General features: G+C 62.1%; 24 protein-coding genes. 6 read left to right on the plus strand and 18 right to left on the minus strand.

Features of this window, described 5'->3' with window-relative positions; translation table 11 throughout:
- Positions 1–60: 60 nt before the first annotated feature.
- From ccoP to ccoN, 4 genes are read right to left on the minus strand one after another with little or no spacing between them, the layout of a single operon-like run.
- Positions 61–927, minus strand: coding sequence for a cytochrome-c oxidase, cbb3-type subunit III (gene ccoP, locus FIU86_RS16990; RefSeq protein WP_152476162.1), 867 nt, complete (start codon positions 925–927; stop codon positions 61–63).
- Between the two features lies 1 nt (position 928).
- Complete coding sequence (locus tag FIU86_RS16995) at positions 929–1126, minus strand: cbb3-type cytochrome c oxidase subunit 3 (RefSeq protein WP_152476163.1); 198 nt, start codon at positions 1124–1126, stop codon at positions 929–931.
- A 12-nt stretch (positions 1127–1138) separates the two neighbouring features.
- Complete coding sequence (gene ccoO, locus FIU86_RS17000; RefSeq protein WP_152477211.1) at positions 1139–1909, minus strand: cytochrome-c oxidase, cbb3-type subunit II; 771 nt, start codon at positions 1907–1909, stop codon at positions 1139–1141.
- 44 nt (positions 1910–1953) lie between these two features.
- Complete coding sequence (gene ccoN, locus FIU86_RS17005) at positions 1954–3558, minus strand: cytochrome-c oxidase, cbb3-type subunit I (RefSeq protein WP_152476164.1); 1605 nt, start codon at positions 3556–3558, stop codon at positions 1954–1956.
- A gap of 201 nt (positions 3559–3759) precedes the next feature.
- Between ccoN and FIU86_RS17010 the strand changes: the two genes are divergently transcribed.
- The gene (locus FIU86_RS17010; protein ID WP_152476165.1) at positions 3760–4614 is read left to right on the plus strand and encodes a universal stress protein; all 855 of its coding nucleotides are present in this window, start codon (positions 3760–3762) and stop codon (positions 4612–4614) included.
- A gap of 377 nt (positions 4615–4991) precedes the next feature.
- On the opposite strand, the gene FIU86_RS17015 is transcribed toward FIU86_RS17010, so the two are convergent.
- The 4 genes from FIU86_RS17015 to FIU86_RS17030 are packed head-to-tail and all read right to left on the minus strand — an operon-like array spanning position 4992 to position 8515.
- Positions 4992–5699 (minus strand): sugar phosphate nucleotidyltransferase, encoded by a 708-nt coding sequence (locus FIU86_RS17015; protein WP_152476166.1) that lies wholly within the window; start codon positions 5697–5699, stop codon positions 4992–4994.
- Positions 5700–5709: 10 nt separating this feature from the next.
- Positions 5710–6708 carry a GDP-mannose 4,6-dehydratase gene (locus FIU86_RS17020; protein ID WP_152476167.1) on the minus strand — a complete coding sequence of 333 codons (999 nt, stop codon included), beginning with the start codon at positions 6706–6708 and terminating at the stop codon, positions 5710–5712.
- Positions 6705–7601, minus strand: a complete 897-nt coding sequence (locus FIU86_RS17025; RefSeq protein WP_152476168.1) for an NAD(P)-dependent oxidoreductase — start codon at positions 7599–7601, stop codon at positions 6705–6707. Before FIU86_RS17025 ends, FIU86_RS17020 begins: the two co-directional genes overlap by 4 nt.
- Positions 7602–7636: 35 nt before the next feature.
- Entirely contained in the window at positions 7637–8515 is an 879-nt protein-coding gene (locus tag FIU86_RS17030) for a hypothetical protein (RefSeq protein WP_152476169.1), read from the minus strand.
- 231 nt (positions 8516–8746) lie between these two features.
- Here FIU86_RS17030 and FIU86_RS17035 point away from each other — a divergent pair, with 231 nt between their 5' ends.
- Positions 8747–9775 (plus strand): DMT family transporter, encoded by a 1029-nt coding sequence (locus FIU86_RS17035; protein ID WP_152476170.1) that lies wholly within the window; start codon positions 8747–8749, stop codon positions 9773–9775.
- 14 nt (positions 9776–9789) lie between these two features.
- Here FIU86_RS17035 and FIU86_RS17040 read toward each other — a convergent pair whose 3' ends face one another.
- Positions 9790–10455, minus strand: coding sequence for a glycosyltransferase (locus FIU86_RS17040; protein ID WP_172977537.1), 666 nt, complete (start codon positions 10453–10455; stop codon positions 9790–9792).
- 138 nt (positions 10456–10593) lie between these two features.
- Here FIU86_RS17040 and FIU86_RS17045 point away from each other — a divergent pair, with 138 nt between their 5' ends.
- Both FIU86_RS17045 and FIU86_RS17050 read left to right on the plus strand, forming a co-directional pair.
- Entirely contained in the window at positions 10594–12234 is a 1641-nt protein-coding gene (locus FIU86_RS17045) for an ABC transporter substrate-binding protein (RefSeq protein WP_152476172.1), read from the plus strand.
- The gene (locus FIU86_RS17050; RefSeq protein ID WP_152476173.1) at positions 12227–13207 is read left to right on the plus strand and encodes an FkbM family methyltransferase; all 981 of its coding nucleotides are present in this window, start codon (positions 12227–12229) and stop codon (positions 13205–13207) included. The genes FIU86_RS17045 and FIU86_RS17050 overlap by 8 nt, the downstream gene beginning before the upstream one ends.
- Before the next feature lie 461 nt (positions 13208–13668).
- On the opposite strand, the gene FIU86_RS17055 is transcribed toward FIU86_RS17050, so the two are convergent.
- The 3 genes from FIU86_RS17055 to fnrL form a co-directional block, all read right to left on the minus strand.
- On the minus strand, positions 13669–14859 hold the full coding sequence (locus FIU86_RS17055) for an IS91 family transposase (RefSeq protein WP_152475289.1): 1191 nt from the start codon (positions 14857–14859) through the stop codon (positions 13669–13671).
- Between the two features lie 12 nt (positions 14860–14871).
- Complete coding sequence (locus tag FIU86_RS17060) at positions 14872–15759, minus strand: site-specific integrase (RefSeq protein ID WP_152475288.1); 888 nt, start codon at positions 15757–15759, stop codon at positions 14872–14874.
- Between the two features lie 470 nt (positions 15760–16229).
- Positions 16230–16976, minus strand: a complete 747-nt coding sequence (gene fnrL, locus FIU86_RS17065; RefSeq protein WP_152476174.1) for a transcriptional regulator FnrL — start codon at positions 16974–16976, stop codon at positions 16230–16232.
- 68 nt (positions 16977–17044) lie between these two features.
- On the opposite strand from fnrL, the gene hemN reads away from it, so the two are divergent.
- The gene (gene hemN / locus FIU86_RS17070) at positions 17045–18400 is read left to right on the plus strand and encodes an oxygen-independent coproporphyrinogen III oxidase (protein ID WP_152476175.1); all 1356 of its coding nucleotides are present in this window, start codon (positions 17045–17047) and stop codon (positions 18398–18400) included.
- Positions 18401–18407: 7 nt separating this feature from the next.
- On the opposite strand, the gene FIU86_RS17075 is transcribed toward hemN, so the two are convergent.
- From FIU86_RS17075 to greA, 6 genes are all read right to left on the minus strand, one after another.
- Positions 18408–18824 carry a GNAT family N-acetyltransferase gene (locus FIU86_RS17075; protein ID WP_152476176.1) on the minus strand — a complete coding sequence of 139 codons (417 nt, stop codon included), beginning with the start codon at positions 18822–18824 and terminating at the stop codon, positions 18408–18410.
- Positions 18814–19476: a tRNA (adenosine(37)-N6)-threonylcarbamoyltransferase complex dimerization subunit type 1 TsaB gene (tsaB, locus tag FIU86_RS17080; protein ID WP_152476177.1), complete on the minus strand. Its 663-nt coding sequence runs from the start codon at positions 19474–19476 to the stop codon at positions 18814–18816. Before tsaB ends, FIU86_RS17075 begins: the two co-directional genes overlap by 11 nt.
- A 4-nt stretch (positions 19477–19480) precedes the next feature.
- Positions 19481–20041, minus strand: a complete 561-nt coding sequence (locus tag FIU86_RS17085) for a NifU family protein (RefSeq protein ID WP_152476178.1) — start codon at positions 20039–20041, stop codon at positions 19481–19483.
- An 86-nt stretch (positions 20042–20127) separates the two neighbouring features.
- Positions 20128–20583, minus strand: a complete 456-nt coding sequence (locus FIU86_RS17090; protein WP_103764669.1) for a universal stress protein — start codon at positions 20581–20583, stop codon at positions 20128–20130.
- 85 nt (positions 20584–20668) lie between these two features.
- The gene (locus tag FIU86_RS17095) at positions 20669–21685 is read right to left on the minus strand and encodes a hypothetical protein (RefSeq protein ID WP_152476179.1); all 1017 of its coding nucleotides are present in this window, start codon (positions 21683–21685) and stop codon (positions 20669–20671) included.
- 27 nt (positions 21686–21712) lie between these two features.
- Positions 21713–22183 (minus strand): transcription elongation factor GreA, encoded by a 471-nt coding sequence (greA, locus tag FIU86_RS17100; RefSeq protein WP_152476180.1) that lies wholly within the window; start codon positions 22181–22183, stop codon positions 21713–21715.
- A 283-nt stretch (positions 22184–22466) separates the two neighbouring features.
- Between greA and FIU86_RS17105 the strand changes: the two genes are divergently transcribed.
- Positions 22467–24113, plus strand: a complete 1647-nt coding sequence (locus tag FIU86_RS17105) for an electron transfer flavoprotein-ubiquinone oxidoreductase (RefSeq protein ID WP_152476181.1) — start codon at positions 22467–22469, stop codon at positions 24111–24113.
- Positions 24114–24166: the final 53 nt, after the last annotated feature.

Here is a 24166-nt window from a genome sequence, read left to right on the forward strand (position 1 = left end):
GGTGCCAAATCCGGGGGTCTGGGTACCCAGACCTCCGGAAATCTCGTGTCAGACGTCAGGTCATTCGCCACCGCCCAGTTGGTGAACGTAAGCGGAAACCGCGCGGATCTCCGCTTCACTCAGGCGGTTCTGCCAGGGCGGCATCACGCCAAAGCGCGAGTTCCATACCGTCTCATACAGCGCGTCGTAATCCCCGCCATACAGCCAAATCGCGTCGGTCAGGTTGGGCGCGCCCTGTTCGACCATGCCCATGCCGTTCTCGCCGTGGCAGGCGGCACAGTTATATTCGAACACTTCCGCACCCGCCTCGGCGGCCTGCGCGTCCTGCGGTTCACCCGACAGGGACATGACGTAATTCACCACCTGCATGACTTCTTCCTCGGTCAGAAGCTCGTCACGGCCAAAGGCCGGCATTTCCGAGTAGCGCGCATCAGGGTCCTCGTCATTGCGGATCCCGTGGGTAACGGTCGTGTGGATCGCCTCCATAGAGCCGCCCCACAGCCACGCGTCGTCCGACAGCGTCGGATATCCCGTAAACCCGCCGCCCTCTCGCCCGTGGCACTGCACGCACCAGGTGTTGAACACCGCCTCGCCAGCCGAGCGCGCATAGCCCGCCAGTTCGTCGTCGCCGGGAATGGACGCCAGCTCGACACTGGCCAGCCGTTCGTTGATCTGAGCGTTGGCCGCCTCGGCCGCCTCGATCTCGGTCTGCACGTTGGCCCGGGTCGAGTACCCCAGATAGCCCTGCGTCGCGCCCGAGATCATCGGCCAGGCCGGATAGGCGATCGTATACCAGACGCCCCAGGCGATCGTGGCGTAGAACACCCACAGCCACCAGCGCGGCAACGGGTTGTTGTACTCCTCGATCCCGTCCCATTCGTGGCCGGTGGTCTCGACCTCATGGTTGTCTTGCGGTTTCTTAGCCATTTTATTGCTCCTCGTCCGAGGCACGGCGCGTGGCCGGGGCCGGCGCGTCTTCATTGCGGAAGGGAATGTCTGCGACATCCTGGTAGGCGCCCCGCGATCCGGGCCGCATGACCCAGATCACGACGCCGATGAAGAAGGCGAAGAGCGCCAGCAGCATCCAGCTGTCCGCGAACTCCCGCAGCAGGGAATAGGTGTCCATCGTCGTCCCTCCTTACCGGCTTGCCACGGGCGTGAAGGTCGAGAAATCGACCAGCGTGCCCAGCATCTGCAGATAGGCGATCAAAGCGTCGGCTTCGCTGATGCCAGCGCGACCGTCGAAATTGGCCACCTGCACCTTGTCGCCATACCGCTCGATCAACCCGTCATAGTCGCTGTCGGGATCGGCCTGCGCCCGGAAATCCGCCTGCGCGTTTTCCACATGCGCGTCCTCGTACGGCACACCCACCAGCTTGTGCGTCGCCAGAAGGTCTTCGACGTACTGCCCGTCGATCAGCCGCTCCTCCAGATAGCCGTATTTGGGCATCACCGATTCCGGCACCACCGATTGCGGGTCGCGCAGGTGATCTACATGCCAAGCATTGGAGTAGCGCCCGCCGACACGCGCCAGGTCCGGCCCGGTCCGCTTGGACCCCCACTGGAACGGGTGGTCGTACTGGCTTTCCGCCGCAAGGCTGTAATGCCCGTACCGCTCCACCTCGTCGCGCATCGGCCGGATCATCTGGCTGTGACACACATAGCACCCCTCGCGGATGTAGATGTCACGTCCGGTCAGCTCCAGCGGGGTGTAGGGGCGCATACCCTCCACCTCTTCGATAGTGTTCTCCAGCCAGAACAGCGGTGCGATCTGCACGATGCCGCCGATGGTCACCACCAGGAAGGCAAAGATCGCCAGCAGGGTCACGTTGCGTTCCAGGATCTGGTGCCGGTCCAGGAAGGTCTTCTTCTTGGGCCGGTCCCCCACGCCCGAGGCCGAAGCCGGCATCGGGGGTTTCTGCATTTTATCGTCAGCCATTTTTCCGGCCCTCCTTATTCAGCCGGGACAGCGGAGTTGTCGGTCTGCACCGCCGGGCTCCGTCTGACTGTCATGTAAAGGTTGTAGCACATGATCAGGGCACCGGAGAGGAACAGGACCCCACCCAGACCGCGCACCACGTACATCGGCAGCTTCGCACTCACCGTGTCGGCGAAAGAGTTCACCAGGAACCCGTTGGCATCCACTTCGCGCCACATCAGGCCCTCCATGATACCCGTCACCCACATCGACGCCGCGTAAAGAATGATCCCGATCGTCGCCAGCCAGAAGTGCCAGCTCACCAGGCTCAGGCTGTACAGCCGCTCGCGGTTCCACAGCTTCGGCACCAAGAAGTAAAGGCAGCCGAACGTGATCATCCCGTTCCAGCCCAGCGCGCCCGAATGCACGTGCCCGATGGTCCAGTCGGTGTAGTGCGACAGGCTGTTCACCGCGCGGATCGACATCATCGGCCCTTCAAAGGTGGACATCCCGTAGAAGCCAAGGCTGATCACCATCATCCGGATCACCGGATCGGTCCGCAGCTTGTCCCACGCACCCGACAGCGTCATCAGACCGTTGATCATCCCGCCCCAGGACGGCATCCACAGCACGATCGAGAACACCATGCCCAGCGTCGAGGCCCAGTCGGGCAGCGCCGTGTAATGCAGGTGGTGCGGACCGGCCCAGATATAAAGAAAGATCAGCGCCCAGAAGTGGATGATCGACAGTTTATAGCTGAACACCGGCCGCCCGGCCTGTTTCGGCACGAAGTAGTACATCATCGCCAGGAACCCTGCGGTCAGGAAGAACCCCACGGCGTTATGGCCGTACCACCACTGCGTCATCGCATCCTGCACGCCCGAAAAGACCTGAACGGATTTCGAGCCGAAGATGCTCACCGGGATGCTCAGGTTGTTCACCACGTGCAGCATGGCAACGGTGATGATGAACGACAGGTAGAACCAGTTCGCCACGTAGATATGCGGCTCCTTGCGCTTCACCAGCGTGCCGACGAAGACGGCCAGGTACGACACCCAGACAATGGTCAGCCACCAGTCCACGTACCACTCGGGTTCCGCGTATTCCTTGGATTGCGTCGCGCCCAGCAGGTATCCCGTGGCGGCCAGCACGATCACCAGCTGGAACCCCCAGAACACGAACCACGCCAGGTTTCCGCCCCACAGCCGCGCCGCGCAGGTGCGCTGCACCACGTAAAACGACGTCGCGATCAGCGCGTTACCGCCAAACGCGAAGATCACCGCGCTGGTGTGCAAGGGCCGCAGCCGGCCAAAGTTCATGTAGCCTTGCGCCCATTCGAAATTGAGGCTCGGAAAGGCCAGCTGGAACGCGATGAACGTCCCCACCAGAAAGCCCACGACCCCCCAAAGCGCCGTGGCGATCACCCCGGCGCGCACGACCCCGTCCATGTATTCCCCGGACAGATCGACCACGGGATGGTCCTCGTCCGTGTTGCGCAGCACCCAGATGAACATGCCCGCCGCCACAAGGGCGATGGTCAGCGCATTCACAAGGTACGCGATATCCCGCGCCTGGTTGGCGGCGAACAGCGCGAAAAACGCGATCAGCCCCAGCAGGATCAGTTTTACGTAGTTACCCATTTTGCGTCCCTTTGCCATACACCCGAGTCGGCCTTTTGGGCCGCCCGGGTCTTTCAGACTGTCCCGCTTATTTCCGATGCCGAGTCACCCTGCTTTGATCTCGATCAAAGGATTGCCGCCTTGCGGTTGATCGTCATCAAGGCGCCGCGGCCGAACGCGGCGTATCCTCGCGTCGAAACGGCCCTTGAAAGGAGCGATACAATGTTCTGGAAGACGATCTTCTGTGCCCTGTCCGATGCCCGCCGCGTCGAGCACACGCTGACCTACGCCGCCGACCTCGCGCGCCTACACGGCGCGCATCTCGACGTGCTTTGCCTTGGTGTCGCACGCGATGCCTCAAGTCAGTATTTTTCCGGCGCGGGCGCCGCCGGCGGCGTCGTTCTGCTTCAGAACGTCTTCGAAAACTGCCAGGCCGAGGCCGTTGAAATCGACACCGACGCCCGTGCCATCCTTGAAAAGCAGGACGGCTTCTTCTGGTCCTGCGATCAGGGCGTCGCGCAACTGGCCGATCTGGGTCAACACGTTGCCGACCGCGCCCGCTTCGCCGATGTGGCGGTGCTGCCCATGCCTTATGGCGAGGGGCTGGGCCCCGAGCTTGCCCCACTGACCGAGGCGATCCTGTTCGACGGACGCATCCCCGCGATGATCCTGCCCAACGCGCCCGACCTGGCGGTCAGCCCGAAAAAGGTGGTGGTTGCCTGGAACGATGGCCGCGAAGCGCTGCGCGCCGCCCGCGACGCCCTGCCGATGCTGCAACGGGCCGACCGCGTGCACGTGGTGGTGGTCGACCCGCCGGTGCACGGCCCGAACCGCTCCGATCCCGGCGGGCTGATCTCGCAATTCCTCGTGCGCCACGGCGTCACGGTCGAGGTCGACGTGCTGTCGAAAACCCTGCCCCGCGTCGCCGACGTGCTCTTGCGCCGCGCACAGGATATCGACGCCGACGCGCTGGTCATGGGCGCCTACGGCCGTTCCCGCGTGCGCGAGGCGGTCTTCGGCGGCGCCTCCCGCTACATGCTGGAGCACGCGCCCCTGCCGCTCTTCATGGCACACTGAGCAGCGGCGTCCGCAGACTCCCAGCGGCAAGTTTCGACAAAGGAAACAGACCGCCCCTGATGTGAGGGGGGGGCATCCAAACTCCAATGCCTCTGCAGGCATCAGTGAGGGAAACCTGATCGCGGGACCGGCCGCTATGCGGGACTTTCAAGACTTTCGGACTCGTCAAGCAAGCCTTGGCTTTCGGCCCTTAGCGGCACTTCACGGCGACTAATGACGCTGCACTGCAACTTTCGCGAAGCCGACATTCATTGCGAAGTCGACACACCCAGGTTTTTTATAACCCCAACATATCGTTGGGGTCTTTTTTTGCGCAATAAATACCGACTTTCCAAAAGCTCAGCCCGGCATTGCAGACTCGTCCCGACCCAGCCGTATCATTGCAAAAACGCTCCCGGGTTATCTGCAAATTCCTGTTGAGCGCGCTCGTATTCGCCTGGATTCCCGATATCGATCCAGCGGCATGGCTGGGTGAAGCCGGACACCTTGTGCGCCTCTTCGATTAGCCGCAAAACGAGGGACGGAGCGTCGAGGTACGCATTGGGATGGATTAAAGACTTCACGTGCGGCGAATACACATAGATCCCCATACTTGCCGCGTAAGACATCTTTGGCTTCTCGTCATACCCGGTAACTGTGTTTTCATCGCCAAGCGACAGAACGCCAAGCTGGATCTGCACCTCGGTCGTGACGACGCCGACCGTCAGGTCGGCGCCCGTGTCCAAGTGGTGCTGCATCATGGCATTGAAATCGATATCCGACAGTAGATCGCCGTTCATCACGAAAAATGGCTCATCAAGGCCCGCGATCGTACCGATGGCCCCGGCGGTGCCCAAGGGCTTTTCCTCGACGTGATAGATGATGTTCATGCGCTCTGATATCGAGTTTTGCGACAGGTAAGTCTGGATCAAATTGCCAAGATAGCCGATGGCAATCACTACGTCCGTCACACCGGCCTTTTCCAGCCGTCGCAGGATGATCTCGATGATCGGCAAATCGCCGATCGGCAGCAAAGGCTTAGGCAGAATAGCTGTATAAGGACGCATCCGCAGACCTTGTCCGCCAGCGAGGATAACCGCTTTCATATGGACCTCCTCAAATCTGGTAGCCGTCAGCGGTGAAATATTCGAGGTTCTCCTCGACCCATCGCGCGGTTTGGGCAAGCCCCTCGGCGAGTGAGACCTTGGGCGCCCAGTCCAGCATCTCCGCAGCGCGCGCGGTCGACGCGATGAGGCGGTTCACCTCGCTTTTCGCAGGGCGTTGCCGGTCGGATTGATCGGCGATGATGCGTGGCGATTTTCCCAGAACCGCGCAGATTTCCTTTACCAGATCGCCGATGCTGATCTCGACACCGGTGCCAAGCTGGGTGACCTCGCCCACAGTCGCGCCAACCTCGGCAACGCGCATGGCCCCCGCCACCGTATCCTCGACGAACAGCAGATCGCGCGTGGGATGCAGCGAGCCTAATCTGACCTCGTCGCCGCGCAGGGCTTGACTGATGACGGTGGGAATGATGGCGCGGGCCGGCTGTCGCGGCCCGTAGGTGTTGAAGGGGCGGCAAATCGCAACCGGCGTTCCGAAGGCCCGGTGATAGCTTAACCCAAGCTGGTCGGCGGCGATCTTGCTGGCGGCGTAAGGCGACTGCGCCTGAAGTGGATGCGCCTCGTCGATCGGCGCGTAAAGCGCGGTGCCGTAGACCTCGCTGGTCGAGAAGATCACCAATTTCGACACCCCTGCCGACCGCGCCGCCTCAAGCACGTTGGTGGTGCCCATCACGTTGGTCTGTACCACATCGACGGGATGAACATAGGAATAGGGAATGCCGATATGCGCGCCGAGGTGAAAGATCGTATCGCAATCCATCGCGGCGGCGCGCAAGGCTGCTGGGTCTTTCAGGTCGCCCATGACGAACCGTATACGGCGACGCAGGTCCGGATTCATATAAGCCGCGGCGCCCCCGACCCCACGCGAAGAATACCGCGTGAACACCGTCACATCCGCGCCCGCCCGGACCAGCGCCTCGGACAGGAAACTGCCGATGAATCCCGCTCCGCCCGTGACCAGAACGCGCCTGTCTTTCCAGAAATCCGTCATATCGTCGTCGATGCCTTCCTGTGAGGTTGGGTCGTCTGCATGGCCCGCTCAAGCGCGGTCTCCAGATCGTGGCGTGGCTGCCAGCCGGTGCGCGCCATAAGGTGCGCGGGGTCGCCATAACAAATGTCGACCCCCTCTTCGGCGTCGGACGGATCGCGGCTGACCCAGCTTGCGCCAAGCGCCTCGGCGATCCGATCAAGCAGATCGCGGATGCGTGTCGGGCGGCCCGTCGCCACGTTCAGTGCCTCGCCCGGCGCACCGTGCAGTGCCATCGCGATAAGGGCGTCCGCCGCATCCTCGACGTGCATGAAATCCCGGACATGGTTCACTGGCCCGACTTCGAAACTGCCGCCACGGGCCGCCCGAGCCTTGCGGATGAAGACCTCCGGTGCCAGATGGGCAGGCTGCCCCGCCCCGATCAGATTGAATACTATACCTGTCTGAATATCGTGCCCATCTCGCGTATGGGCCCGCTGGCCAAGCTCCATCGCGGCCAGTTTGGCGCGGCCATAGTCCGATGTCGGCTTTTTGGGATCATCCTCGCGCGTTGCGCGGGTCTGAGCCGCCCCGTGCCCATAGATCGCCGCCGAGCCCGTCAGGACCAGACGTGGCCATGCGCCCGCAAGTCCGAGTGCTGTGATCCATGTTTCTGTCAGGACAAGGTTGTCTGTGACGTCGCCCACCCCGGGCAGAACCCCCGCCGCGTCGATAGCATAGTCGGGGCGCGTGTTGTCCAGAAACGCGGCAAGGCCTGTGGCATTGCCGGTATGGAAGATTTCCCGCGAGACGGCGATTGCCTCCAGCTCCCACGCCGCCGCCCGCGCCACGACTGCCTGCCCCAAGAAACCCGACGCACCGGTGACAAGCAGCTTGTTTTTGCGCTGGCGGATCATGAGGCCGGCCCTTCAGTTCTGCCGAGACCGGCCGGTCATCGGCCCGCCTGCACGCTAGAAAGGTCCGGGAACACCTCCTGTGCCTCGGACGCCGGGCGGGCCAGGTAAATTTGGGCAAAGAAGTACCCGGTCGTCTCAAAGCCCGAGGTGTCATGCCCCGCGGCCTCTGCGATGGCCATGGCGCGCGCCTGTTCGCTGGCACTGTCAAAACGGCGATGCGGAAAGGGCTGCAGGCCAAGCGTGTCGATCACCAGCCCATGATCACGCAGCACGTCGAAGGCCTCAATCCTTTCGTTCCCGCGCACGGGCGACGTGACCACCCATGGCTTGCATTCCCCACAAGCGCCCAGAAGACGGTCCAGCGCGGTGGGCATCAGATGCGCCACGCTGCCGCATTCGACGATCAGGTCCACCTCGGCAAGCTGCGCGGACAGCGCAGGCGACGGCGCGTTCTGCTCCAGGTCTTCGTCAAAGCCGTGGTCGAACAACCCCACCGCCTTGCCATAGCGGACCGCGTTCGTGGCCACATCCAGGCCGGTAAAGCGCGCACCCGGATAGCGCGCTGGCAATCTCTCTAGCCAGCTCCGGTCCTGATGCTCCATCGCCGACGCGGTCAGTGTGTCCAGCGATCCGTCCTCGTAGCGGTCCAGAAACTCGGTCGCCGAAACCTCGTGCTTCATCAGCGCGGTGACGATTCCGTAGCTGCTGGCGAAATCCAGAATGTCCGGCGCCGCGATACCGCGCACCTCCATCAACCTGTCCAGTACCGCGCGGAACACCGACACCGCATGCGCATGGTTGCTGTAGCCAAGCGATCTCAGCATCCGGTAATAGCCCCTGCAATCCGGCTGGTCGTAGGTATCATCGAACAGCGTGACGAAAGGCGTTCGCGTCTCAGGCTGGGTCAATGGCATCCGGTAATCCGCTTTGGGTAAGGTCTGAAAAGGCAGTCCTACGTAATTGCAGGCTTTGAGACATGCATTCAACTTCGTTTTCCGAAACATCGTTGATTTCTTCGTGTGAAACGGCGCGTGGAATTTCACGTGTCCGTCACGCAAATGAAACAGAGCAAGATAGCATGCAGCACCTCCCACGATCTCGAATAGCCTGCAACACGTAGCTCAACGCCAGCAAGGAGACCCGACATGGCGCATACGACAAACTTGGAGCAAGGTGGCTCCAAGGTGCTAATGGGAACGCTCCTGGCCTGGCTGGCGGTGCTGATCTACGCCTCCTCGAACTCGATCGTCACGCTACTGACGGAGATCGGAGAGGTGAACCAGGTCATGGGGCGCAACGCCATCACCTTTTGCAACTTGCTGGCGCTGGGGTCGGCGATTTCACTGATCCCTATGATATTTCTCTTTCATAAGGACTGGACCCGCGACAAGCTTCGGGCGCTGACGCGCAAGGATTGGGGCGTCCTGACACTCTCCGCCATACTGTCTTCGGCCCTCACGCCGGCGCTTTTTTTCTATGCGCTCGACCATACCACCGTGACCAACGTGGTGCTGGTCGGCCGGATCGAGCCACCGCTCTTTATCCTGGCGGCCTGGTTCTTTTTGAAAGAGACGCTCGACCCTTGGGCACTGGCGGGCGGCGTCGTCGCACTTGTCGGCGCCGCGCTGATCATCGCGCTCAAGGGTGACGGGTCGTCTTTCTCGCTGGGCATGGGGGAGCTTGCAGCGGTTGCGGCAACCCTTTCCTTCATCGCCTCTACGCTGGTGGCGCGCGTGGGGTTGCAAGGCGTGCCGCTCGGCATCTTCTCGATCTACCGGACCATTCTGGGCACGATCATCTATGCGGTCATCGCGCTTTACCTCTACGGTCCGTTCCACTTTCAGGACCTGTTCGCGCCAGTCGTGCTGAAGTGGATCTGGGTTTACGCGATCATCGTCATCATTATCGGGCAATTCGCCTGGAATATCGGCCTGAAATATGCCCGCTCCGGCGATGTCGCGCTGGCCACCTCTTTCTCACCGCTGGCCGCGATCATGATCGCCATGATCCTGCTTGGAGAGGAACCGGGTGCGGGTCTGATCCCCGGCGGGGCGGTTATCATCGCCGGTGTCGCGCTGGCGCAGTATGGACGCTTTCGCAAGAAACGGGCCGAGAAGCGCGCCATGGAACGGTCGATGGAGTTGGAAGGCAGCGCGAACTTCAAGGGCGTGTGACGCCCTTGCGCAGGTCAGGCGTTGATCTTGTGGGCGTAATGCTGAAGGAACAGGTGCAGAATATTGTCGGCCATGGCGTTGTAATGTTCCTTGTTCCGCGGATCATGACTGATCTGGCCGATCGCCACCTCGATGACTTCGTGATCGGCCGCATGCACCCGCAACATCACGTCGATATCGGCCGCGTTGTTGTCGACAAGCGCGTCGATTTCGATCAGGTCGCGGTTGAACAGGTAAATTCCGGAATTTACCGCGGTTATATGCTGAAGGCCGGGGAAAATCTGCCGGATCGCGGGCCGGACCAGCAGCCGCGTCATCGGCATGTCGTCATTGGGATCCTGCCAGTTGCCCTTGACCATACCCACATTGGGCTCTCGCGATTCCGCCAGGACCACAACCATGCCCGGATCGAACGTATCCAGATCGGCGTCAAGCTTCATCACCCAGGACGATTTCGCGGCTTTGTAACCGGTTTTCAGCGCACGTCCCATTCCCAGCCGCGGCTCAGGGACCACGACGGCCCCGGCCGCGGCAGCATTGGCGGCGGTGCTGTCCCAGGAGTCGGTATCGACCACGACAACCTCGCGCACACAGGGCAGGTTGATCACGGCGGCCACGACGCTGCCGACGGTCTCGGCCTCGTTTCGTGCCGGAATGACAATCGAAATTCCGTCGGACATTGTCGGTCTTTTCCTTTTCGGGGCAGTCTTTGCGCGAAGTTGTTGCAAGTGCGGCCTAGGTTTACAATCGTGCTTGCATGGTTCCAACGACAATATGAACTGAGTAACAGGTTTCATTTTCAAGCGGCAGGGTAACCGATGACCAACACCAAACGCGCCGCACCCGTGCGCCCGATCGTGAGGAAACTCGCGCGCGAGGCGCGCGATGGCACGCTCTCGCGGCGCGAGTTCCTGGCGCTGGCCAGCACATTCGGCGCGTCCGCCGCCACCGCCTATGGTCTAATCGGCCTGTCTGCGCCGGCTCGCGCTTCCAGTGAAGGCACCAAGGGTGGCATACTGCGCATCGGCAGTCGCGTGATCGAGATCGTCGATCCGCGCAAGTTCGCCAAGACGGAACAGGGCAACCTGGCGCGCACGTTCTGCGAACCGCTCGTGCGGTGGGAGGACGACGCCACTTTCGCGCCCGTCCTTCTTGAAAGCTGGGAGGTCAGTGAAGACGCACGCACCTATACGCTCAAGGTCCGCCCCGGGGTGACCTGGACCAATGGCGACACGCTCGATGTCGATGACGTGATCCACAACCTGCGCCGCTGGTGCGATACGCGGGCCGAGGGCAACTCGATGGCCACCCGGATGGCGCCCCTGATAGACACTGCTACCGGGCGCATGGCCGAGGACCGGGTCGAGCGTGCGGACGACATGACCGTGCGTCTGCACCTGCCGCAACCCGATATCACGCTGATCGCAGGCATGGTCGATTACCCTGCCTTGGTTGTGCATCGCAGCTTTGACGACGACAGCAGCCTGATGGACACGCCCCTTGGCACCGGCCCGTTCGAGCTGGTTTCGCTTGAACTGGAATACAAGGCCGTGGTCAAGCGTCGTGAACAGGGCCAGTGGTGGGGCGGCGAAGCGTATCTGGACGGCGTGGAATTCATCGACTTCGGCGCCGATCCGGCGGGCATGGTCGCTGCCTTCGACTCGGGCGAGATCGACGCCAACGAAGATACCCCGCCCGACTACGCAGACGCGCTCGACAGCTTCGGCCTTGTGCGACAGGAACGCACGACCCAGAATACCATCGTCGCCCGGATGCGCGTCGACACAGCCCCTTATGATGACATTCACCTGCGTCGCGCCATTCAGAAAACCGTAGATAACCGCATCGTGTTGGCGCTCGGCGTCGATGGTGACGGCACCTTGGCAGAAAACCACCACGTCTCGCCCGCGCATCCCGAGTATGCCGAACTGCCGCCGTTCGAGGCTGACCCCGCCGAGGGCTTCGCCATGGCCCAGGCGGCCGGCCACGCCGAGACGTTGATCGACCTCGTGTCGATCGACGGCGACTGGCGCACCGCCACCTCCGACGCCATCGCCGCGATCCTGCGGCAGGCCGGGTTCAACATTCGCCGCACGGTCATCGCCGGACAGACATACTGGAACGCGTGGAACGAATACCCCTTCAGCACGACGGCCTGGGGCGGACGCCCGCTTGGCGTCCAGATCTACGCGCTGGCCTACAAGTCGGGCCAGCCGTGGAACGAGACCGGCTTTGACGACCCCGAATTCGACGCGCTGTTGGATCGGGCCCTGGCCGAGCCCGACGCGGAAGACCGCAGCCAGATCATGGCGCAGCTTCAGACCATCCTGCGCGACAGCGGCGTGATCATTCAGCCGTTCTGGCGCAACCAGATCATGCACCATGCCGAACACGTCCACAACTACAGCCGAGACCGCTACCGCGAGCTTCACCTGCATGAGGTCTGGATGGATGGATAACAGCGCGGCGCATACCTCGGCAGACCGCCGAACGCCTCGGGAAAAGACCACATCGCTGGCACCCGAAACGCGGACGCTCACCTTCTCGGGTCCCGGTGCACAGCTTCAATACGCGATCCTGATGGCCCTCTTCCATGTCGCGCTCAATCGCAGCCTTTTCGGCATCTTCGCGCGCGGCCTTGGACGGATTTTCCCGGCGGACAATTCGGCCCTTATCGGCATCGACGGCGCACCGCCTTTTCGCGTCTCGCTCAACGATGGCTACTGGACCCGCTTCGCGCTCTGGCATCAAACTTACGAGCCCGAAATCGCCCGTCTTCTGGCTGCCGCCGCGCCCCTTTCCGACCTTTTCTGCGATCTCGGAGCGAACAAGGGCTACTGGACCCTGCGCGCCTCGACGCGTTTCAAGCAGATCATTGCCGTCGAGGCCGCCGCAAAAACTTTTTCAACGCTCAAGGCCAATGTCGGACACCTGCCCAACGTGGCACTGGAACGCGCGGCCATCCACGCACAGTCTGGCCAGCGCATGACCTTCGTAAACGTCGCCAACAGTCATGCGTCTTCGCGCCTGCTGAACGGTGGCGCGGCCGGCGAGGACAACACGACCGAAACTGTATATACCCGCAGCATCGACGATCTGGTGCCCGCTGGTCAGCCTGCGCTGATAAAGCTCGATGTCGAAGGCGCGGAACTCAGCGCTTTCGCGGGTGCCACGCGCGCGCTCCGCGACGGCGCCGTAATCATCTACGAGGAACACGGCAGCGACCCCACCTGCGCCGTCACCCGTCACCTGTTGGAACAGCCCAATCTGCAAGTCTATTGTTACGAAGACGCGCTCCTGCGCCTGAACTCGGTGGCAGCCGTGCGCGCTCTCAAAACGGATCGTTACAAAGGTTACAATCTCTTGGCAGCCCGAGCGGACTCACCGCTTTTAAGGGGCATTGTACAGTCGTCGCCGTACACTGACACATAAGTTTTTCGGGTCTGCAGAAAGTGACGAAGCTCGTGTATTCGTGTCACTTTAAAGCATTTTCACCAACATCTGCTTTTCCAGAGCAAGCATCGGTTCCTCGCAACCACAGCGAACTTCCGATTCCCTGAAGGTTTTTCGATGCGGGCCGGGGCGCAACATTTCCTTTCCGCGAGGCGTGCGGCCCGCGTTGACAAACCTCGGAAGGAGGAAGCCGCGGGGGCTGGTTGTGGTTTATGGGGAAAGAGTGCTGGCGGATGAGGCTGACTTAGCCACGAGTGGGCGGTCGACTGTGTTTGAAGCGCTTGCCGCAGTCATTTTTCGGCACCTGGATCGTGAGCATTCCATAGATCGAGCGCTGACGATGCAATTAAGACCATCAATTTGGATGATGACTGCAAGCGATTTGGACCGATCAGCCGAAGACGGTCGGAGCGTATCGAAGTGAGTGTTAACGCAGTTGATCATGCGGCTTGCTCCCGTGGTGGCGCGCGTGACTGTGGTATCTGACCGTGCCGGAAGATCTCGATGATGCGCATGTCGCCGCCGCAGCAGGGGCATGGCTCGCGCAAAGTAAGAGGGATGATATCGGGATCTGGCTCAGGTTCAGAGGTTTGTTCGGCGAGTTGGACGCCCAGTATGGCTCGGATTTTGGTGATGTTTGTTTTGCGCGCCGCACTGGCCAACAGGCCGTAGTGCCGGATGCGATGGAACCCGTCCGGGAGAACATGCATCAGGAAGCGGCGGATGAACTCGGGCGTTGCCAAACGCATGACCTTTTGACGGTCACCACGTTTGATACGATAGTCCTTCCAGCGGAACGCGACGGTATCGGCATCCGCACTGACCAGTCGATGGTTCGAGATCGCGACCCGGTGGGTGTAACGGCTCAGGTAGGCCAGCACAGCCTCAGGCCCGCCGAACGGAGGTTTGGCATAGACCACCCAGTCGGTTTTGCGGAGCGGGGCAAGCCACTTCGCGAAGGCATCCGCTTGCGCCAGGTAGGCGAGATCGCCAAAGAAGAAAGTGAGTTGGCCAGCGCGGTGCAACTCGAGAATGCCATCCAGGAACAGGCGCGCCAAAACGCGCACATGCAGGAAGAACCCTGGCGTGCAGGCCACCCATCTGGCACCGTCCGGTGACAAGCCACCGCCTGGGACAATCATGTGGATGTGCGGATGGTGCGTCAGTGCAGAGCCCCAGGTGTGAAGAACGCTGGTCATGCCGACCTTCGCCCCAAGGCGCTCGGGATCAGAGGCAATTGTCATCACCGTTTCTGCCGACGCGCGGAACAACAGGCTGTAGACCGCCTTTGGGTTCCAGTACGCGATGCGGGCGATCTCTGCGGGCAACGTGAAGACGACGTGGAAGTACTCGACCGGCAGCAAATCTTCAGCGCGCGCTTCCATCCAGTCCCGCGCGGCGGGGCCCTGGCACTTGGGACAATGCCGGTTCTTGCAGCTGTTATACGCGATGTGATGGTGGCCGCATTTTGCGCAACCTGCCACATGCCCGCCGAGAGCTTCTGTTCGGCAGGCTTCAATCGCCGACATCACCTTGAGTTGGCCGAGACTGATGTGACCTGCATTAGCCCTTCTATATGCGGGACCATAGCTCCGGAAGATATCAGCGATCTCTAACCGCGGGCGCGGCAACCGCCGGGGCCGCTACTCAAGTCCCCGCCTGACGGTATGATCCTGGAGCTTTTCCAGCATCTCGTAGGGGCTGACCGTGCCGCGAATGGTCTTGGTCGCGACATGCGTGTAGCGCGCCGTCGTGCTGAGCTTGGAATGTCCCAAAAGCACCTGGATCACCCGGACATCCGTTCCCGCCTCGAGCAGATGCGTAGCAAAGCTATGCCGTAAGGTATGCAGCGTCGCCGGCTTGTTGATCCCAGCCATGTGCTTGGCGGACGTGAACGCACGGTTCAGTTGGCGCGGCGACAGAGCCATGATCTTTGGCTTGCCCGGAAACAGCCATCCCTCTGGCCGAGCTTCCCGCCAGTAATCGCGGAGCAAGTCAAGTAGGGCGGGAGACAGCATCGCTTTGCGATCCTTGTCATTCTTGCCCTCGTCGACATGGATCAGCATCCGGTCGCTGTCGATATCCGAGACCTTGAGATTGCAGACCTCGGATGCGCGCAAGCCAGCGCCATAGCTGATCCCCAAGGCCGCGCGATACTTCAGCCCCGGCCCCGGAACCGCCGCCAATAGGTCGCCAACCTCCTCGACGCTCAAGACAACCGGCAGCTTCTTCGCCTTGCGCCGGAACTGCATGTACCGCTTCATCTCTTCACGCCCGCAGGTCATGCCGAAGAAGAACCGCAGCGATACGATCCTCGCGTTGAACACCCCAGTCGAGACGCCAGTATCTGTCATATGGAGCTGATACGCGCGAAGCTCGTCCGGCGTCGCGGTGTCCGGTGAGCGCCCGATGAACTCTGCAAAGTACCGGACCGCCCTGATATGGCCTTGCTGGGTCTTCGGTGACATTCCACGAATGCGCATGTCCTCGATCATCCGCTCGCGCAGCGGTGTGGTCTTCTCCTCCTTCATGAGATCCTCCTGTCATCAGATTGAGAAACCTCAATCGTCAGTCAGGTCAGCGAGATCGCAAAATTCGCGCCGTGAGGGGCGGCTCATAGCGCCAGCCAAAAGCGCCATTGCCGCGATAGCGGCTTCGTCCGTCCGCCCATCTTGTCGAACGCTGCGCCGTCCACCAACGAGCAATTCTGGCTCGAAGCGGACATTGCCGCGCGCTCTCTTCACTGTTCCTCAAATACTCGTTTCACCTCGGCGACGCCCTGACGGACGCAACCTGTCCGAAAGCATGTACAACGGTCACAAAGGTCCCGGAGGGCGGGCGAAAGCCCACGGCGCGCGCGATCATTCACCAGATCCTGCCGAACGCTCTGTTAAAACGGAAAACCAGGAAATCGCACCGTCGGCGCACCACGTGAATACCGACGTGATACCGACTTGCCGATCAAGGCCAGAGCCAGGAAATTAACGCTTTTCACGCCACCTCAGGCCAGCATCCCGCCGTCACTGTCGTCGCCCGCCTCTTCCAACAGGCGGTCGAAATCGGGCACCGTCACATGCCGCTTGCCTTCCAGATGGATCACCTGGTCGCGCTTCAGCGCGCTGATCTGGCGGCTCACCGTCTCCAGCGTCAGGCCAAGGTAATCGGCCATCGCCTCGCGTGTCAGCGGCAGGTCGAACACCACCTGTCCCGCAGCCTTGGACATGTTCAGTACCGCGTTGCGCCGGCCAAGAATAGCCAGGAACGACGCGATCTTCTCCCGTGCCGTCTTGCGCCCCAGCAGCAGCATCCATTCGCGCGCCGCATCCAGCTCGTCCAGCGTCATCTCCAACAGGCGCTGACCGATATGCGGCGTGTGAATCATCATGTTTTCAAAGGGTTGCTTGCGAAAACAGCACATCACCACGTCGCTCACCGCGACAACGTTATAGGCCGCTTTCTCGCGCCCCGGACGGCCCACGAAATCGCTCGGCAACAGCAGGCCCACCATCTGCGTGCGCCCGTCCTCCAGCGTCTGCGTCAGCATCGCGATGCCGGAAACGACCGAGCCCACGAAATCCATGCGGTCCCCGGCCCAGATCAGCGTTCGGCCCGCCTCGAAGCTGCGGTAATACTTGATCTGGTCCAGCTGCTCCAGTTCCTGCGCATCACATCGCGCGCATACCGCCCGATGCCGAATGGGGCATTCCCCGCATTCACGGGGGATCGCGTCAGGTGCGTCTTTGAGCATCGACAGTACTTTCGGTCGAGTTGATCTGCATCAAGGTTTTCGTGTTTTCCCAAACCTAATCTAACGCCATGATTGATAGAGAACAACTCCGCAGACTGGGACTGTTCGACGCGAACGTACCGCGTTACACCAGCTATCCCACGGCCCCGCATTTCTCCGATTCCGTTGGGTCCTCGACCATGCGGAACTGGATCACGTCCATAGAGCCTGGCAGCGCAATCTCGCTCTACCTGCACGTACCCTTCTGCCGCAGGCTGTGCTGGTTCTGCGCCTGCCGCACGCAGGGCACCAAATCCCTTTCGCCCGTCGCTGCCTATGTCGAAACGCTCAAGGCGGAACTGGTACTTTTGAAGGCCACCTTGCCACAGGGCGTCACCCTGTCGCGCCTGCACTGGGGCGGCGGCACGCCAACCCTGCTATCGGCCGACCTGATCACCGATCTGGCCGAATCAGTGCGTGATGCGGTGCCCTTCGGCGACGACACCGAGTTCTCGGTCGAAATCGACCCGAACGAGATCGACGCCCCCCGGATCGACGCGCTCGCCGCCGCCGGGATGAACCGCGCCTCCGTGGGTGTGCAGGACTTCGACGACGCCATTCAGCAGGCCATCGGCCGCATCCAGACCTTCGACATCACCCGCGACACCATAGACGCGCTGCGCGCCGCCGGTGTGCGCAGTCTGAACGCGGACATCCTTTACGGCCTGCCGCATCAGACCAAGGGCCGCATGGTCGAAAGCGTGCAGAAACTCCTGTCGCTCAACCCCGACCGCGTGGCGCTTTACGGCTATGCCCACGTGCCGTGGATGGCCAAGCGCCAGCAGCTTATCCCGTCCGATGCGCTCCCCACGCCAGAGGAACGGCTCGAGCTTTTCGAAGCCGCCCGCCGCCTCTTCGTCTGGGACGGCTACCGCGAAATCGGGATCGACCATTTCGCGACACCCGAAGACGGCTTGAGCATCGCAAGGAAACTTGGCCGCCTGCGCCGCAACTTCCAGGGCTACACCGACGACACGTCCGAGGTGCTCATTGGGCTGGGGGCGTCGTCGATTTCGCGCTTCCCGCAAGGCTATGCCCAGAACGCCCCCGCGACCGGTGCCCATACCGGGGCGATCCGCGAGGGCCGGTTCTCGACCAGCCGGGGGCATGTCTTCAAGGGCCAGGATCTTCTGCGGGCCCGCCTGATCGAGGCCGTCATGTGCGACTTCCGCATCGATGCCGGGGAAATCTGCGAAACCTTCAGCATGTCTCGCAAAATGGTACGAGAGATGCTGGAACCTGCCGCACGCGCGTTTGACGGGCTTCTGGACCTCAGCAACGAAGGTCTGTTCATCCCGCACGAGGCACGCCCGCTGACCCGGATGATCGCCCGCAGTCTCGACGCCTACGACCTCAGCCGCGCCGGCCACAGTTCGGCGATCTGAGTCGGGCTCAGGTCAGGCGTTTCTCCAGCACCAGCGCATCGACCGGCCCACCATCGGGCCGCTTGTAATACTTCGCGCGCCGCGCAAGCTCGGTGAAGCCGAACGAGCGGTAAAGCCCCAGCGCCGCCGCATTGTCTGCCGCAACTTCCAGGAACAGGCGCTCCGAGCCGCGCGCTTGGGCCTCGGCCTCGAACGCTTGCAAAGCCGCCCGCCCGTGGCCTTGCCGCCGCGCGTCGGAATCGGTGGCGAGCGTTAGCAGTTCCGCATCGCCTGCCACCGCTTGTCCTACAGCAAAGCCCTTGGTGTCACCGACCACAAAGATATGCGGCCGGTCCAGAAGATCGCGGAACTCGCCTGCGCTCCAGGCCCGCCCCTGCCCTTCGAACGCGCGCGAATGAAGCACGGCCATGTCGTCAGGCGTCATCAAGGATCACCGGCGGAGCATCGCGCGTGGGCGCTGCGTCGGCGGGCTTGAGGTACAGCGGCGCCGGAGGGGGCACGTCTTCGCGCCAACGGGTCGCGGCGATCCGCGCGATGGCAGAGGCCGGCGCATAGGTCGCCGGAACCGCGCGTGCGCCGATCCGTGCCGCCACCGCCTCGGCCGCCGTTCCGACACAGACCAGCCCCGGCTCCATCAGGCCTGTGTCGATCTCGTCGATCGCCATCAGGTCCGGCCCAAGTGGTGTGTCCATGCCAAAGCCCTGCACATAAGCCTGTCCACGGGGTGCGTCCCGTGTCGCCAGCACCGGGCTGTCCTGTCCGTATGCCGCGGCCTCAAGAATGCTGACGCCAATAGCCGGGATATCCAGCGACAGGGCCAAGCCTCGCGCCGCAGCGACCGAAATCCGGATGCCAGTGAAATTCCCCGGCCCGATGCCGACCCCAATGGCGTCAAGGTCACCCCAACCGGCGCCGCCATTGGCCAGAGCGTCTCCCAGCGCCGGAAACAACGCCTCTGCCTGCCCTTTCGGCATGTCGACATAGTGGTCGCTCAGAACGTCCTGCCCCGAAAGCAACAACACCCCCAGCCACGGGCCGGAGGTGTCGAATCCCAAAACGAGCGGTGCGTTGGTCACGAGGTCAAACGCCGACGGGGCGAACCTCTGTCACTTCGGGGATGTAATGCCGCAGCAGGTTCTCGATCCCCATTTTCAGCGTAATGGTCGAGGAGGGGCAACCGGCACACGCACCTTGCATATGAAGGTAAACCACGCCGCGCTCGAAACCATGGAACGTGATGTCACCACCATCCTGCGCCACGGCAGGGCGCACGCGGGTGTCCAGCAATTGCTTGATCTGGTCGATGACCTCGGAATCCTCGCCTTCGCTGGCGGCGTGGCCCGACTCCGGACCGTCACCAACCATGACCGGCTGACCGGATTGGAAATGCTCCATGATCGCGCCTAGAATTGCGGGTTTCACATGGTCCCATTCCACCGCGTCCTGCTTGGTCACGGTTACGAAATCATTGCCAAGGAACACGCCGGTCACACCCTCTACGCCGAAGACGCGCGCGGCCAGCGGAGACTTGTCGGCCGTCTCGGAAGACGGGAAATCGGCTGTCCCGGCGTCCAGCACGGTCTGGCCGGGCAGAAACTTCAGCGTTGCCGGATTCGGGGTCGATTCTGTTTGAATGAACATTGTGCGCGCCCTTTTTCTATGTTGCCCAAGATATGCGCAGCGAGACCCGCAGTGTCAAGGTTTGGAACCATTCTAAAAAGCGCGACTCAGGTGATCGCTTCCAGCCGCTCCTTGCTCAGGTCACCTGGCACGATAGTAATCGGGATCGGCAAGCCACCGGAATTCTTCGACAATTGTGACACAAGCGGCCCGGGGCCCTTCTTGTCGGCGCTGGCGCCCAGCACCAGCACACCGATCTCGGTGTCCTCCTGAACCTGCGCCATGATCTCGGCCACCGGCTCGCCTTCGCGGATCACCAGCTCGGGGTCGATGCCCTGCTTGTCTCGCATCCACTTCGCGAAGACCTCGAAATGCGCGTGGATCCGCTCGCGGGCCTCCTCGCGCATGATGTCGCCCACGCCGATCCAGTGATTGAATTCATCGGGCGGAATTACCGCGAGAATCTCAACGCCGGCCTGCGTGTTCTTGGCGCGCATCGCGGCAAATCGCATGGCGTTGAGGCATTCCCGGCTGTCGTCCAGCACCACGAGAAACTTGCGCATGATGTTCCCTTCGTCTTCCGGCGTTCATATTGACGGGTTCCGGGGCGTCCGGCAACATCCGCTTTCCGTCATCAGGACCCCAGTGTCAGTCAAACGTCCCCGCCACGCGCCCGACCAACATGAAGGCGCGCGCCGTGCGCGTGTCCGACATCTCGGACATCTCGGCATCCGTCGCCATTTCAGCGAACTGGCTGATCGTGCGGTCGAACAGCCGCAGGAAATGGTGGGCGGCATCGCGAAAAATCGTGTCCTGCTTCATACGCGCCGCGGTCAGCGCCAGCGAAGAGCGGTCCCGCACACCGCCCAAAGCCGCCACCGCCCGGCCCCGTTCGCCAGCGGCAAAGCGGCGCCAAACTTCGGGCCGGGCCATGTCGGGGCGCAGATCGTCCATGTAGATGCCTTCCTGCGACAGCAGCGTCAGCACATCCTGACTGGCCTGGATCAGCTGCGCACTCTGCCGGTTCTTCAGGGCCCGGCGCAGCGCGGCAAAGCCTTCCTTGTCCTCGGCGTTTTCCGGGAAGTTCAGCGCCCGGATGAAATCTTCGGTCGCCAGCGGCGGGGCCATGTCCTCGGCCGGGGTCCCAAGCGGCAGCGCGACCTGGTCGGTGCCAGCCTCTTCCGTCACCGGCACCGGGGTGTGCCGGGGCGCGGCGGCGTCGCGCACGGTGGAAAACGTCGCCAACGCCGTCTCGGTCTTGCGCTGGGCCGCCGCGATCTCTTCCAGCTTCTTGGCCACCGAAGGCTGCGTCACCTCGTAGGCATTCTGGTTCTGCGCCACATAGGCCTGCCGGATCGCGTCGATGGCGGTTTGCAGGCGCCGGCTCTCCTCGCGCATCACCTTGCTCGATCGTGCCGCCGTCGCGGCAACCCAGATCATCGCCACCGGCATGAAGATGGCCAGCAGGATCACCACGAATTGCAGGGCCCCGCCGGATTCCGAGAACATGCCCATCGGCTCCAGCACCAGAAAGAACACCGCCGTGCCGCCAAGCCACAGAATGGTAAGCGCCAGCGCGATTACCTCGACCCCCGTGACCCTGTCCTTGCGGGGCCGGTCATAGACACCAAGCGGTGTCTGCGGTGACTGGTTTCGGTCGGTCATGGGCAAACCTGATTGAAAATTGCCGGGTCAGATATATTCGACCTTCAGCACTTCGTAGGCCTTGTCGCCACCGGGCGTGCGCACTTCTACGCTATCGCCTTCTTCCTTGCCAATCAAAGCCCGCGCGATAGGCGATTTTACGTTCAGCAGGCCCTTTTCGATATTGGCCTCGTATTCGCCCACGATCTGATAGGACTTTTCCTCGTCCGTATCCTCGTCCACCAGCGTCACGGTGGCGCCGAACTTTATCGGGCCGGACAGCTTCTTGGGGTCGATCACGTCTGACAGGCTGATCGCGCCTTCTAGCTCCTTAATACGTCCCTCGATGAACGACTGCTTTTCCTTGGCCGAATGATACTCGGCATTCTCCGACAGGTCGCCATGCTCGCGCGCCTCGGAAATCGCCTTGATGATGGCCGGGCGCTCGACGGATTTCAGCTGTTTCAGTTCCGCGTTCAGCGCGTCATAGCCGTCCTGCGTCATCGGGATCTTTTCCATGACCTGTCCTTCTTTCCTGTCCCTAGTATCACCAAGGGGCCGCCGTTACGCGACCCCGTTCATTTGCCAAAGCGTGCGCGACAGAATGACCCGACCTGACGCGCCAATGCAAGTAGGTCATGGCCGCACTCCGCACAATCACGCCGAAACTTGCGCCTTTTTGACGCTTTTGACCGCCTGTTACGTCGTGTTCGAATTGACCTTGCGCAACCCCGCGCGATAACCAGTTGCGAAGTTTCTTACGCGGGCCGGAGTACGACCGGACGACCAGGAGAGGACCAAGATGACCCAAGTCGAACGCGAAGCCATGGAATACGACGTCGTGATCGTCGGCGCGGGGCCCGCAGGCCTGAGCGCCGCGATCCGCCTGAAACAGCTCGACCCCGAGCGCGAGGTCGTCGTGCTGGAAAAAGGCTCCGAAGTGGGCGCGCATATCCTGTCGGGCGCGGTGCTCGATCCCTGCGGTCTCGACGCCCTCATCCCCGACTGGAAGGAAAAAGGCGCGCCGCTCAACGTCCCGGTGAAAGAGGACAATTTCTTCATGCTGGGCGAGGCGGGCAAGGTCCGCATCCCCAACTTCCCGATGCCGCCGCTGATGAACAACCACGGCAACTATATCGTCTCGATGGGCAATGTCTGCCGCTGGATGGCCGAACAGGCCGAGGCCTTGGGTGTCGAGATCTTCCCCGGCATGGCCTGCTCGGAAATCGTCTATGGCGAGAACGGCGAGGTAAAGGGCGTCGTGGCCGGCGAATTCGGCAAGAACGCCGACGGCACCCCCGGCCCTGGCTATGAGCCGGGCATGGAACTGCACGGTAAGTACGTGTTCCTGGGCGAAGGCGTGCGCGGGTCGCTCTCCAAGGAGGTCATCGCGAAATACGACCTTTCCAAAGGCAAGGAGCCGCAGAAATACGGCCTCGGAATGAAGGAAATCTGGGAAATCGACCCGGAAAAGCATCGCGAAGGCACCGTCACCCACACGATGGGCTGGCCCTTGGGCAAGAACGCGGGCGGTGGCTCGTTCATCTACCACCTCGACAACAACCAGGTCTACGTCGGCTTCGTGGTGCACCTGAACTACAAGAACCCGCACCTCTACCCTTACATGGAATTCCAGCGGTTCAAGCATCACCCGGTGGTGGCCGACCTGCTCAAGGGCGGCAAGCGCGTCGCCTACGGCGCCCGCGCCATTTCCGAGGGCGGGTACCAGTCGATGCCCAAGATGGTCGCGCCCGGCGTCGCCCTTCTGGGCTGTTCCGTCGGCATGGTCAACGTGCCGCGCATCAAGGGCAACCACAATGCCATGCTGTCGGGCAAGGCCGCGGCCGAAGCCGCGCACGAAGCCATCGAGGCCGGCCGCGCCAGCGACGAGTTGTCGAATTACGAGGACGAAGTGCGCAACGGCGCCATCGGCGCGGATCTGAAAAAGGTCCGCAACGTCAAACCCCTGTGGTCCAAGTACGGCCTCACCGCCTCGCTCACGCTGGGCGGCCTCGACATGTGGACCAACACGCTGGGCTTTTCCTTTTTCGGCACGCTGGGCCACGGCAAGAACGACGCCGAGGCGACCGAACCGGCCAGCAAGCACGCCGAAATCGACTATCCCAAGCCCGACGGCAAGCTCAGCTTCGACCGGCTGACCAATGTCAGCTTCTCGATGACCAACCACGAGGAAAGCCAGCCTGCCCACCTCAAGCTGAAGGACCCGAATGTTCCGGTCGAGGTGAACCTGCCCAAATATGCCGGTCCCTCGGCCCGCTACTGCCCGGCGGGGGTCTACGAATTCGTGGAAAAGGACGGCGAGCAACAGTTCGTCATCAACTTCCAGAACTGCGTCCATTGCAAGACCTGCGATATCAAGGACCCGGCCCAGAACATCAACTGGACCACGCCACAGGGCGGCGACGGGCCCAATTATCCCAATATGTAACCGACAGGCGAAATGATGCGAATGTGAGGGCGGCAATTTGGCCGCCCTCATTG

The organism is Roseovarius sp. THAF9 (assembly GCF_009363715.1).
GTDB lineage: Bacteria > Pseudomonadota > Alphaproteobacteria > Rhodobacterales > Rhodobacteraceae > Roseovarius.